The 13,601-nt window shown below is 37.6% G+C and carries 8 protein-coding genes and 1 pseudogene; 8 read left to right on the forward strand and 1 reads right to left on the reverse strand.

Going from position 1 to position 13,601, the window contains the following annotated elements; genetic code table 11:
• Positions 1–219: 219 nt before the first annotated feature.
• A complete protein-coding gene (locus ACFVSW_RS10220) occupies positions 220–456 on the reverse strand; it encodes a hypothetical protein (RefSeq protein ID WP_387315382.1) in 237 nt (78 codons plus the stop codon).
• A gap of 199 nt (positions 457–655) precedes the next feature.
• Here ACFVSW_RS10220 and ACFVSW_RS10225 point away from each other — a divergent pair, with 199 nt between their 5' ends.
• From ACFVSW_RS10225 to ACFVSW_RS10260, 8 genes and pseudogenes are all read left to right on the forward strand, one after another.
• Entirely contained in the window at positions 656–982 is a 327-nt protein-coding gene (locus ACFVSW_RS10225) for a phosphoribosyl-ATP pyrophosphohydrolase (protein WP_387315383.1), read from the forward strand.
• Positions 975–3,403: pseudogene (locus tag ACFVSW_RS10230) on the forward strand (DEAD/DEAH box helicase family protein). Before ACFVSW_RS10225 ends, ACFVSW_RS10230 begins: the two are co-directional and overlap by 8 nt.
• A gap of 87 nt (positions 3,404–3,490) precedes the next feature.
• Positions 3,491–5,716 (forward strand): McrB family protein, encoded by a 2,226-nt coding sequence (locus ACFVSW_RS10235; protein ID WP_387315385.1) that lies wholly within the window; start codon positions 3,491–3,493, stop codon positions 5,714–5,716.
• Complete coding sequence (locus tag ACFVSW_RS10240; RefSeq protein WP_387315387.1) at positions 5,691–7,178, forward strand: DUF2357 domain-containing protein; 1,488 nt, start codon at positions 5,691–5,693, stop codon at positions 7,176–7,178. Before ACFVSW_RS10235 ends, ACFVSW_RS10240 begins: the two co-directional genes overlap by 26 nt.
• Before the next feature lie 567 nt (positions 7,179–7,745).
• Positions 7,746–8,714 carry a hypothetical protein gene (locus ACFVSW_RS10245; protein WP_387315389.1) on the forward strand — a complete coding sequence of 323 codons (969 nt, stop codon included), beginning with the start codon at positions 7,746–7,748 and terminating at the stop codon, positions 8,712–8,714.
• Between the two features lie 964 nt (positions 8,715–9,678).
• Entirely contained in the window at positions 9,679–11,310 is a 1,632-nt protein-coding gene (locus tag ACFVSW_RS10250) for a P-loop domain-containing protein (RefSeq protein WP_387315392.1), read from the forward strand.
• 257 nt (positions 11,311–11,567) lie between these two features.
• Complete coding sequence (locus tag ACFVSW_RS10255; protein WP_387315396.1) at positions 11,568–12,395, forward strand: electron transfer flavoprotein subunit beta/FixA family protein; 828 nt, start codon at positions 11,568–11,570, stop codon at positions 12,393–12,395.
• On the forward strand, positions 12,396–13,418 hold the full coding sequence (locus ACFVSW_RS10260) for an electron transfer flavoprotein subunit alpha/FixB family protein (RefSeq protein WP_387315398.1): 1,023 nt from the start codon (positions 12,396–12,398) through the stop codon (positions 13,416–13,418). It abuts the gene before it with no gap.
• Positions 13,419–13,601: the final 183 nt, after the last annotated feature.

Here is a 13,601-nt window from a genome sequence, read left to right on the forward strand (position 1 = left end):
AACAAAAAAGAACCATTCTCGAATGTAAAATCACTATGTTTTTATTTGTCGCCAAGGAAAATCAAAACGAAAGTCATGTGTGTTACCGTAACTGGGTTTGATTATTAGGCGGTCAAGCCAAAATGAATAATATCAGAATCCTGTGGATTTCTTATCTAGAAAGATCAAGTGTAAAATCTTGGTCTTTTTTGTTTCATCTTTGTTCCAAGTTAGGAGCTGCTACTGATTTTTGCTAGTAACTTCTACCATTTTGTCCGGATTCATTTGAGCCGTTACCTGTAGATAATGATGACCGTTTTTTGTATAGATGGTCCCCAGCTCATTGCTTGTATACGGCCCATCTGGCGTCATCAGCTGCAGATTTCCGTACCTGGCACCATCAATGAATAAGGTGCCTCGCTGCGTTAAAGCGTTAAAACGAAACGGGCACCGATTTTTAGTTACGTATTGACACATTGAGAACTTTCGAATTGTGTCAGGATAGAACTGTATAAACAAAGTAGAAACAACTGAGATTCCCGAAATAAACGATACAACAAAATAATTAGTTGATTTGGCAGCGAATTTACTACATTCAGCACGAAACCATTATGTTTACAAATCTAGATTTCCAATTGTTATAATAGGGATATAACTATATGGGAGGTATCTGAAAATGCCTATTTACAACAAACTCGTCCGGGACCGTATTCCCGTAGTAATAGAGAGCACTGGTAAAACGTTTAGCAAAAGAATTTTAAGCAATGAAGAATACATAAAAGAACTTAAAAATAAAAGTTTCGAAGAATTAGAAGAGTATGTACAAGCTGAAAATGATAAAGATGCAATTGAAGAGTTAGCAGACTTGTTAGAAATAATCCATGCTCTAGCTGAATGTCACGGTGCAACAATTGAAACCGTTGAAGAGGTCCGCCAAAAGAAGGCTGAAAAGCGTGGTGGCTTTAAGGAAAAAATCTTTTTAATTGAGGTTGAGGATGAGTAAGATTCAACTGATAACAGGGGATCTAGGAAATCATTTAATTGAAAAGCTAGAAGAGGCTTCGACTATTTGTATTTTAACCTCATTTATTATGAAATCTGGAGTCCAATTTTTAAAAGAGGGCTTAAAAAGGGCTGCGGTAAATGGGGAAGATATTAAGATTTGCACCGGAGATTATTTATATATAACCCAGTCCGAAGCACTTGATGAACTTCTTTCCATTGACGAACGAATAAAAACAAGGATTTGGAAAAGTAATGGTGTTTCCTTTCATCCAAAGGCCTATATGTTTCAATCAAGTGAGCATGACTACTTGTTTGTTGGATCGTCTAATTTATCAAAGTCAGCACTAAATCAAGGGATTGAATGGAATCTAGCGGTCAGGGATGAAATAGAAGTTTTTGAGGAAGCACAATTAGAATTTCTGAACTTATTTTACGACGACCAAACGGTTCCATTAAATAAAGAAACTCTAGAAGAATACAAAGATAATTTTAATAAATTTCAAAGGAAATATCCAAATCTAACACAGAAATGGACCGAGCTTGAAGAACTAGATTTAATGCTACCGACGAAGAAAGTGATTCCAGTCCAGTCAGAGGTTATATTTGAACCGTCTGAATCATATGGGGAAATACAGCCGAGATTTGCTCAAATAGAAGCGCTTGAAGAGTTAAGTAAAACACTTGAAGAAGAGTATAACAAGGCGCTTGTTGTCATGGCTACTGGTTTGGGTAAGACTTATTTGGCAGGGTTCTTTGCCCAAAACTTTAAAAGGATTCTCTTTATTGCCCATCGTGAAGAAATTCTCATACAGGCTAGAGACTCTTTTAAAAGAATCATGCCTGAAAAGCAATATGGAATATACAACGGAAAAACGAAAGAAAAGCATGCTGATGCAATCTTTGCTTCGATTTATACACTAAGTATGAAGAAGCACCTTGAGCATTTTCAACCGGATGAATTTAATTTAATCATCATTGATGAATTTCATCATGCTGCAGCTGATTCATATCAACGAGCACTTGATTATTTCAAACCTCGCTTCCTTCTGGGGATCACGGCAACACCGGATCGTAATGATAACAAGGATGTATATGCTATTTGTGATGGTAACGTTGCTTTTAGACTTGATTTCTTAGAAGCTATTAATCGGAAATGGTTAGCCCCATTTAAATACTTTGGTGTTTATGATGATACAGATTATAGCCAGATTACCTGGTTAGGAAATCGCTATGATGAAGAGGAATTACTTCAAGCTCAATTAAGAGAAGATTTAGCTTCTAAGGTTCTTGCTGCATGGAAAATAATAAACAAACAAGGACATTAGGGTTTTGTTCTTCAATCAAACAAGCAAACTTTCTATCTCAATTTTTTAATAATCATGGATATCATACTATTAGTTTACATTCGCAGCAGACTGGTGTTAGTAGAAAAAAGGCGATTTCACAATTAGCAAAAGGAGAACTGGATATCATTTTTATGGTTGATCTTTTTAACGAGGGTGTTGATATTCCTGCAGTCGACACATTATTGTTTGTCCGCCCGACAGAATCATTAACTGTATTTACTCAACAAATTGGTCGTGGTCTTCGTTTACATCCAGGTAAAGAATCATGTGTGATTGTGGATTTAATCGGAAATTATCGAAATGCTGACATTAAGCTCAGTTTATTTGATACACAACCAAACGAAGGGAAAGTCAGAAATATTCAACCTGTCCTGCCAGAATTCTGTGACATGAATTTAGATGTAAATGCTATTAATCTCCTCCATGAAATGTCCCGGAAAAGGCAGCCAAGAAGAGAAAAGCTATTTAATGACTATGTGGATTTAAAACGGGAGCTTGGCAGGAGACCTGCTTATTTGGAATTGCATTTAAAGGGAGCTTCAGACTCCCCGCAATACAAACAGGAATTTCATTCCTTTTTCGGATTTCTAAAGTGGGCTGAGGAATTAAGTGATCAGGAATTAGTTATATATAATCAATACGAAAAATGGCTTGTTGAAGTTGAAAGAACTGGTATGGAAAAGAGTTATAAGATGGTCGTTTTATTGGCCATGTTAAATCGAGGGAAATCCAATTGGAATAAACCAATTACATCAAAAGAAGCTGCACCATTCTTTCATCAATACCTAATGGAAAAAGAGCACCGGAAAATGATTGATTTTTCCGAAAAGGGTGCTAAAAAACTATGGGATTATGATGAAAAGGGTGTCAGCAAATTGATCGCCACAATGCCAATGACAAAATGGAGTGGCAGCTCAAAGGGATTAATCTCATATGAAAATGATAGGTTAGTGTTAAACTTTGATATTGCCGAAGAAGATGAGGAAATTCTTTTCAATTGGACTATGGAAATTTGTGAATATCGTCTTCATTATCACTTTGAACGGAGAGCAAAGAATTACGGAATCCAATAGTAGCAAAGGATCTATCCAAGAATAAATCAAGGAAGATTAATTTATCGATTTAAGGGTGATACATTACATTATAAAGCAGGTGACGTCATGTTAAATCTTACATATTATCAAACACTATTTAATGAAGACAACACTGAAATTCGGTGTCGTAATGTACTTGATGAAGTATCTCCGGCGATCAAACCGTTATTTCAACGATTGATTGACAAAATTGAGATATCCCTTGGAAATGAGTATATCATCAAAAGTTATGATTCGACACTATCTACCACTTACAGTGATGCAAGGAATCCAACGTATGCAGAGAAGAAAAAGGACTCTGACATTGGCCGTAAATATTTTATTAAACTAAACCGTAAAGTGGATGACAATGAATACAATTTATTGACACTAGAATTCGATGGGATCAACAAAATGATTCTATTTCATATAGAGTTAAATTTCATTCCATTTTGGGCATGGGTAAGAAATAATCAAGTCCATAATGTTTTGGAGGCAATACCACCAACTTATTCGATTTTTACAGGATGGAAGGAAAAAACTACTGTAGCAAAAGATGAAATGATTTCGTTTGTTAAAGGGTGTGTTAAGCCTAGGAAACGCCCTTGGTTCCAAATTGGAACGAGTCTGCCATTAGAGGGGCAGGTAGATGAAGAAGACATATTAAAAGAACTTGTTAAAGTTTGGGACAAGTTAGCTTCATTCCGCGATTTTTATAATGAAGATATTGATCTTTCAAAAAAAGCGTACGATGCCTTATTGCTCTTAGGAGCGTCGCGAAACATAAATGAAACCCGTTTGTTAGGTCGTGAGTATGCCGTTGAAATTTCTGCTTTAGAAGATTACAAAACAAGTGGGAAACGCCAGGCCTTTACTATTCATGATGGGGAACAAATGCTCACAAAAGGATTTATTAGCTACCTTGAATATCATGATAAGAATTCTCCATTTCAAACCATTATCGTTCAACTTGAGGGTCACAACCATATTTTTACCAGTGCAAGAGAAATTATTGGAAATGGCAATATAGAATGGTGGATTACCAAAGTATTTGCCACCCACAGTCAGGACAACCAGTCAGTAATGAATGGTGCCATGCGATTGTTAAAAGAACATCATTTTCATGTGAATGGTACAAGGTATTGTGTCGGAACCTACAATAATGAAACACAGTCATTTGTTGAAGGTGCTGAGAGTGTTAAGAAACATTTTATTGATTCAGCTTTGTTATTTGCCCATGCAAGTAAAAAATTGGAGCTGCCATCTGATGATTCTGTAACACCAACCGGGGATGACGAAGGGACAGAATCTGCCGTAGGCTTGGAGCCAAATTTCACCTATCATGAGATCATCAACACCATTTCCAATAGTCAATTTACTTTTTCTAATGAAATTATTCGTGATTTACATCTAAATCTTACAGCATTGGATGATAAACATTTTGTCCTGTTAAGTGGAATTTCGGGAACTGGCAAAACACAACTGTGCCGGTTATATGCAAATGCAGTTTATGGACTAGAATATGAGAGTGAAAATCCATATTTCACGATTATTCCGGTACGCCCGGACTGGACCGATGCTACTGCACTATTCGGGTACTATAGTTCATTTGAAAAGCGCTATGTAAAAACAGAATTCCTGAATGTCCTATTGAATGCGTTAAAAGAGCGAGAAAAACCGCATTTTATTTTATTGGATGAAATGAACTTGGCCCGGGTGGAGTATTATTTAAGTGATTATTTAAGTGCTGTTGAATCGCGTAAAGAAATTCCTTTACATCAAGATGATCAGATTACGGATATTCCTAAGAAACTATTAATTCCACCGAATGTCTATGTTTTGGGAACCATTAATGTGGATGAAACCACTCATTCCATTTCTGATAAAGTCCTTGATCGTGCCTTTGTTATGACCCTATCCGACGTTGATTTTGATTCCTATTGGGAACAAGTAGATCAAGAGGTAAGAGCAGCGCTTACAAAAGAATTTCTGCTGCTAAAGGCATTGCATCGAACCTTATCCAACTATAACCTTCATTTTGGCTATCGCTCGATGGGCGAAATGTTGCAAAAATTATATGCCAATCATCAGCTTCCTGAAGAGCATCAGATGGATCCAATCGATGCGCTAGATCGGGTGATCTCTGAAAAGGTGTTAACAAAAGTTCGTGGAGATGAGCGGATTACGGAAATGCTGGAAAAGATAGAACAATGGCTGACAGGAAATTTACAGTCTTCCTCGATTTCTCTTCAGCATGTAAGACGGATGAAAGAGGAGCTGGAATACTATGGGGCAACACAATTCTGGAGATAATATTCTGGAATTATGGGATGTCCAGCAAGGATGGATACCTTTTTTGGAAGCCTATCTGACGGAAGCCACGGAATATAAGCTCCGCTATAAAGGGACTCATGTTGATGTACGGTTTCAGAATATTCCCTTGCCTTTTTATCGGGAACAAAGTTGTTGGTTTGCTACGTTAATTACACCGTTTCAGTCCGGCTTAGTAAAGATCATCATCAATGGTCAAAACCATGAAACATTTATTTACCCAGATGAACGCAAGTTGACGGAAGAACAGTTCAATTCGATGCTGGAAGAAATTTTGGAGGAGGCAAATAGTTGCTTTAAGTTAAGCGGCTTAGAGATGGATGTTGCTGCTTCAGGGAGAAACCGTGATATCAGCTGGACACAATGGAGTTATATTGATCAATCCTTCTATCAATTAAAACAAATTTTTTCACGGATTGAAAAACAGCCCATTCAGCGTTTAGAAAAATTTTCAATGACCATGAAAAGAGAGAAAGTGCAGCACACCGAACACGTAACCTTACGCTGGCTAGATTTTAAAGGCTATGGTACTGATATTCCAAGTAATGTACAAAATGTTAAGACACTTGAAACGAGAAATCTATATGAAAATCAAGTGTTAAAGCAGCAACTACAAGATTTGTACCGACTTCTTCGGAAATATGAGGCTGTTGAATATGAGGCGATGGCTCGTAAAGCTAGGAAGTATAAGGCGGTTGTCCAGCGATGGTTGAACAGCCCGTTTATCAAAGAAATTAGCGCAAATACCGGTCCGTATACGATTACACAAAAGTTTCGGAAACATCCTGTCTACCGCCTATGGTATCAATGGTTTGACCGACTTCATAAGCATAATCAAGAGGGTATTGGCTTTGACTATCCAATATCATTTAAGGACACCTTTCAATTATATGAAATGTGGTGTTTCATGAAGATTGTCAAAATTCTTAGAGAGACCGATTTTGTGTTAGATACGAGCGGATTGTTTCGAACAACTAGAGAAGGAATTTTTCTAAATTTAGCTGAAAATAATGAAAGTCGAATTAAGTTGAAGGGAGCCATATCACTCTATTATCAAAGATCCTATCAATATAACTCAAAGACCTTCCATACTTATACGCAGAAAATGATTCCCGATATCGTACTGGAGGGAAACGGAGGAATTATTGTCTTCGACCCGAAATACAGAGTACCCAATTATCTCGGGACGGCTCTTGGGGAAATGCACAAATATCGGGATGGCATCCTTCATCGGGAAACAGGGAATAATGCAGTCCAAGAGGCTTACATCCTAACACCTACTCATGAAGAGCATGCGGAAGGGATGAGGTATTTTCGAAATGATTTCCATGAAAGATTCCGGATGGGCGCTATTCAGATGTTTCCAGGGGACGAGGATCAAAATCTAAAGATGTTGTTGACACTGATACTGAATGGAATGAATAAAAATCCTCAAATCTATTAAAGATTTTGAGGATTTTTTTTTGCTTTTTTCGTAAACATTGTTGATTTTTATTAAATTGAAAATAATGTTCAATAATAAAGATAAATACAACAAGGTCTATTTATTATTACAAAGATGATTACGGCCATTGAAATGTACCACCTCTGACATAGTTTTTACCACCGAATGACAAAGAATGTACCAGAGAATGACAGACTGTTTACCGCTGCAATCCATCTGGTGATAAAAGATATAAAACCATAGTTTTGAGAATCAAAATGTTATAAAAAATTGATTGACTTTCAATAAGAAAAGTCTTCTGCAAACGGTCCAGATTAACTCTTGTTTTACGTAGTAGACTAAATACTGCGCAATAAATAATTTCCTTCATGAAAGAATGTACTCTAAAGTATAGAAGTTTAATTTATCGGTGGTAGTTTTCAAAAAATCGGCCAGATTGATGAGGATTTAGCTTAACTATTAGAAAATTATGTTAAAATATAGAGAATTAAAAAAAATACTTACTTACGATATGAAATTGCATAATTAATATTCTTGAAAGGTTTATAAATTCAGGAGATAAAAATAATGGAGGGTTTAAATATGGTCAGACCTAAATACAAGATAGAAAGTGCAATTGCGATGAGACCAATTTTTAAAAGAATGATACAACAAGTGGATTTTAATATTGATGAGATTAAAAATAAATTAATTCATGAGCAGTGCCATATTTATATGGTCTGTCAAAGACCCAGAATATCCATCGATATTAACAAAACGTCAATTGACTCTGAAAAAGTCAGTTTGTGTTTTAAGATAACAAATAATGAACATATTGAAGAAATAATAATTAATGTTGCAAATAACCTTGGGGTAACAGATATTGTAAGTCAGTATCCCTATACAGATCTAGATTTGAAAAATAAAGATGGAGAAATAGTTTCTGGAGGAAAGGTATCATTTTTTTACAATCAACTTCTGAAAATGAATAACACCTATCATAATTCGCTTAATCTTAAGGTTTTATATATTGGACAAGCGTTTGGTGAAAATGGTGAAAGGTTAGCTTCAGATAGATTAATAAACCACTCGACACTACAGAAAATATATAGTGATACTATGTATAATAGTCCAAACAATGAGATATGGCTTATTTTAATGGAATTTGAACCCTATTTAATTTCAGCAGGAGGAAAAGGTTTTGAAAATAATTCAAGCCTTGGGGATGCTGAAACAGAAGAACATCTTTTTAATCTTCTTACTACACGCATTAATCCTGATCAAGAGATAACATTTACTGAAGCGGCATTAATACGTTATTTTCAACCAATTTACAATAATGAATATAAAACCAGCTTTCCAAAAGGTACACATTCTTCTTACAATCAATGTTATCAACTTGATGTAAATTCAGTAGCATTTGAACTTCAAACCCAAAGTGATTTGTTTACCATGTTATATTCTGATGAGATTGAACCAAGTTTTTATCATATGAAGCATTTCCCATTATATTCAGAAAAAGAAAGATCAGACATGTTTAAAGAAGCTATAAAATAATTTCTCCGTTATAGATATCTGTTTGAACTTTGTAAACAATCGATCGGGGGTTAATGTGGAGAAACAACACAAAGTAATAATAAGCCTATTTACTACACAGTACAAAGATACTATTCAATAGAATATAATATTCCACAATCAGAGTGATTGCGGAAGACCAAAAGCCTAAATCTTCAGTAAAAATAAGCAGGATTTAGGCTTTTTTACTTTAAAATTGTTGCCGTTTTCCATTGTAAAGTACTTTGACAGCAAGTGGTAAATTTCGTGGCAACTGCTGGTAAAAACATGGCAGAGAGGGTACATTCTCGCGGCTGTAATCAGTCAAAAAAAGGACACGATGCACCTCTTGTCAAATGGTTAAATGAATGTTAAGATTTTGTTGCAGTAAAAATAAATCGTAATGAGGTGAGGATCATGATAGCAAAAAATTATACGTCTAATCCTCATATTGCTTTTTAGTTATTTTTTATATAAATACATTAGGCTCTGAGGGTAGGATTTACTCTCAGGGCTTTTTATATTTAGGCAGAAGGAGAAGGGAACGTTTATGCCTTCTTGCCGATCTATGACAGCCACTTATGGAGTGGCTGTCATTTTTTTTGGACAAAAGGTTGGTCAAGGCAACAATAGTGGATTTTTGATATTGGGTAGGATTTAATCCTTTGTCAGAAAAATTGATCTGAACTTTATTAGGGGGAATATGAATTGAACTTGGATTACGTGAGAATATATTCATTTTTCGCGGAAAATATCAAACAATGCCGGTTTATGTTTGAGCAGGCTTATTCCTGGAGAGTAGGGGTCGACCCGTTTCGTCGTTACCTTGTTCCAAAGGATAAAGGGCCCCCTTCTTGAGATATCGTTTCCCGTTATTCACAGCTTTGCAAATATGAAAGGATGATGCTTTATTAAAAGACTCGCTCAATATTTTCGCTCGTTACAATCCGGACAGTCCTCTTACGGTATGATTTATGAAGATCCAATCTATTGGAATAATGATGTTGCCTATTACATTGAACCGACACATAAACTCACACTGGATAAACCATGTATCACCATAAAAATACCTTTTGATCGTCTCTGCTTAGATGAACAGATGGGTCAAGTTGTTCTCCCGGATTTTGCATTAAGAGAATGGGTTGATCATATGGAGGTATTAAATAAATCGATTTATAACCGCTCACGTACTGATAAAGAAAATGGTGCTTTTTATTGTTTTCATCCAACCAATGCGGTGTTGCAACGTAATGCATCCTATGTCGAAGTCATCTCGGAAAAATGGTATATATGCTTAATGATTACCGTTCAACTTCCATTTAAGAATAATAATAAAGCGATGCGCATGCTCTGCAAAATGCTTCCAAAAGAAGTGGAGAAGTTTATAGCCAAGTTTGATCTCAACAAATTAAAAGCAGCCTATGAATTGGTAAAAAACCAAACTATGATTCGCGAATGGCTGAAATCCAGTGGTTATTGTGCCTTTATAGGGAATGGCAGCATTTTGCCAAGAAATAAAGACAACAGCGGGCCACTTGAGGGTGCCTTGCCTTTTACATCTCCGGAAGATGTTGAAGTTGAAATTGGTGGTTTGCGAGGAATGGGAATAAAACAGGGTGTTACGGTAATTACCGGCGGTGGTTATTCGGGTAAAAGTACAATGCTGGATGCACTCAATTCGGGGATTTACAATCACATCATGGGTGACGGAAGAGAATTTGTGATCACAGATCAAAGTGCAATGGAAATAGCTGCAGAGGAAGGCCGTTCCATAAAAAATATCAATATTACGCCTTTCATAAAATGGGTACCCAATAGTTCGGCTGAACAGTTTTCGACTGACTTCGCCTCAGGTTCCACTTCTCAAGCTGCCAATATTATGGAGGCAATCAACTTCGGCTGTAAGCTACTTTTAATTGATGAAGACAGAAGTGCGACGAATTTTATGATTCAAGACAGCAAAATGCGTTCATTAATCAAGCATGAACCTATTACACCTTTTACGGAACGGGTCAGGGAGCTTTATGAGGCTGTTGGGGTATCTTCCGTTCTTGTGATTGGCGGTAGCGGTGAATTTTTATCCGTTGCTGATCAAATCATCCTGATGGACAATTTTGTGCCGAAAAACGTAACCCAGGAAGCAAAAGATTTATGTAAACACGACAAACCACGTGAACCTATCGCCCATACAAAATGGGAGATAGATAGAAACATAACCACAGACCACTTTTCGAGCTATCCACAGGGCAGTGGTACAGAAAAGCTGATCGTTTCACCCATGGGATACATGGTGATAGGTGATGAACAAATTGATATCAGAGGGCTTTACAATATTACATCACATGCCCAGCTTGCAGCTATTGCCTTTTTACTTCGAAAAATTGCAATAAGTAATCAGGATCACCACATCTTTCTTCAGGAAAAGATTAAAAAAGCTCTCGAAGATATGGAGAGAGAAGGAGTGGATTGTGTATTTTCTTCCTTTTTTCCTGGTTTCGAAAGATGGCTTGAATTACCAAGAATCAATGAAGTATTATCTGTCATAAACCGAATGAAACAGTTGGATTTTATACAGCTTGAGCCCACTGAACACCGCTAATTACGAATGTTGGGTGGTGCCTGGCACTTTTTTCTTTTAATTTTCAGTATTTTGTCATTTTTCGACTAGCGCGGTGGGAGTCAGGCACCGATTAATTCGTGGGTTTTTTGTCAGAAAACTCGCATGTAAGGACATCTCCCATAATAAAGTAGATATAGATGGGTGTAACAAGCCTTTTAGTTGTAAAACATCTGGAAAGTTTCGTATGGCGGTAATAAAGAAACCATGGGCTTTTTAAGTTAGATGGGAGGGGTTTAATGTTTCATATTGTAGCCTGTATCAAGCAAGTGCCTGACACTAAAATTATTAAGATGAATCCAAAAACTAACACGATGGACCGGAGGACAGCGCCTGCGATTTTGAATCCGTATGATGCTCATGCAGTTGAAGAGGCCGTTCGTTTAAAACAACGATATGGTGGGACGGTATCGGTTGTCACGATGGGTCCACCTCCAGCGGTGTCCGCTATAAAGAAATGTATTGAAATAGGCGCGGATGAGGGGTATTTAATTACGGATCGCCGGTTTGCGGGTGCCGATACATTGGCAACGAGCTATGCCGTGACAAAGGCGATTGAAAAAATTGCAAAAACCAGACCCGTCGATTTGATCATTTGCGGAAAAATGTCCATCGATGGAGATACCGGGCAAGTCGGACCCGGAATAGCTAGAAGGCTCGATATACCACCACTCACTTCTGTGAACAAAGTCGTGGATATCAATCAAGAAGAAGGATATGCCGTTGTACATCGCAAGCTGGAGGATGGATATGAAGTCGTCCAATCCACCTTGCCGTGTTTATTTTCCGTTGAAAAAACTATTAATGACGTGCCATATTCCCCGATGCCGAACATGCTCAAAGCTGCCAGATACAAACCACATATCTGGTCTGTTGATGACCTTGAAGATGTAGATATCAAGCAGCTTGGTTTAAAGGGATCACCAACAATTGTTTCCAAAGTATGGGCTCCGCAAAAACCGGCAGGGGGAACATTCCTTGAAGGCAACCCAACGGCACAAGTAGAGCAATTGCTTCAGATCCTGCTTGAAAAGAAGGAGCTGTTTGAAAGTAAGGAGGGAATGTAATTGGATTTTAACGATTACAAAGGTGTTTGGGTCTTTATTGAACAAAAGAATGGAGAGGTTGCCTCTGTATCCCTTGAATTATTAGGTGCTGGTAGGAAATTAGCTGATAAACGAGGTGTGGAACTAGCGGGTATTCTTATCGGGGAACATGTTAAACCTTTAACAAAGACCGTGTTTGAATATGGAGCAGATACCGTGTATGTCTATGATCAACCTCTCTTTAAGCATTACCGGACTGAAACCTACATGAAGGCGCTGTTAGAGTGCAGTGATAAATATAAACCGGAAATTATTCTCTACGGGGCCACCTCAACAGGAAAAGACCTGGCAAGCGCAGTGGCCACCGATTTGCCGACAGGGTTGACGGCGGATACGACGGAGCTGGATGTAGAAGAGGAAACGGGGTTACTCCTTGCGAGTAGGCCGGCGTTTGGCGGAAATATTATGGCGACCATTTTATGTAAAAAATACAGGCCGCAAATGGCGACCGTACGCGCCAAAGTCATGAAGGCGCTGCCCCCAGAGGTGGGGAGAATAGGCAAGGTCGTCGAAGAAACCGTCTCATTAAAGGAAGAAGATATCCGGACAAAAGTTTTGGAAATTGTAAAGGAAACGGTTAAGAAGGTCAGAATCGACGAAGCGGACATCGTTGTGGCTGGCGGAAAAGGCTTAGGCAGCTACGAGGGATTTCAGTTAATATACCATTTGGCTGAAACGCTTGGAGGAGCTGTTGGTGCGAGCAGGGATGTGGTGGAAGCGGGTTGGATTGACCACCCCCATCAAGTAGGGCAAACCGGTGTGACGGTAACGCCAAAGATTTATTTTGCGATCGGGATTTCTGGCGCGATTCAACATATTGTGGGAATGAAAAATTCTGGTTTAATCATTGCCATTAATAAGGACAAAGAAGCTCCTATTTTTCAGAACTGTCATTATGGAATTGTTGGCGATGCATTTGAAATCGTTCCTGTCCTAATCGAACAGTTTAAACATGCACTTTCTAGTGACAAGGTGATGAAGTAAGTTAGTGCTGAATTATTACCATTATTCCTCTCTCATTCGTGAGTAAATTCTTCTCAAGGCTTCTGCTAGCGTTTAGCCTTTCGGATTAACAATATTTGTTTAACCTCCAAAGGCCTTAGAAAAATTCATTTAATCGCTAAACACTTTTTTCTTTACTTCACTAAGGAGTAAAGCTTTTTTTAT

It is taken from the genome of Neobacillus sp. NPDC058068 (assembly GCF_042885335.1).
GTDB lineage: Bacteria > Bacillota > Bacilli > Bacillales > Cytobacillaceae > Neobacillus.

Excerpts from the sequence above, each read along its gene's own strand:
- ACFVSW_RS10250 (WP_387315392.1), top strand. The coding sequence starts at position 9,679 with ATGATTTATGAAGATCCAATCTATTGGAATAATGATGTTGCCTATTAC.
- ACFVSW_RS10220 (WP_387315382.1), bottom strand. The coding sequence starts at position 456 with ATGTGTCAATACGTAACTAAAAATCGGTGCCCGTTTCGTTTTAACGCT.
- ACFVSW_RS10235 (WP_387315385.1), top strand. The coding sequence starts at position 3,491 with ATGTTAAATCTTACATATTATCAAACACTATTTAATGAAGACAACACT.
- ACFVSW_RS10245 (WP_387315389.1), top strand. The coding sequence starts at position 7,746 with ATGGAGGGTTTAAATATGGTCAGACCTAAATACAAGATAGAAAGTGCA.
- ACFVSW_RS10255 (WP_387315396.1), top strand. The coding sequence starts at position 11,568 with ATGTTTCATATTGTAGCCTGTATCAAGCAAGTGCCTGACACTAAAATT.
- ACFVSW_RS10240 (WP_387315387.1), top strand. The coding sequence starts at position 5,691 with ATGGGGCAACACAATTCTGGAGATAATATTCTGGAATTATGGGATGTC.
- ACFVSW_RS10225 (WP_387315383.1), top strand. The coding sequence starts at position 656 with ATGCCTATTTACAACAAACTCGTCCGGGACCGTATTCCCGTAGTAATA.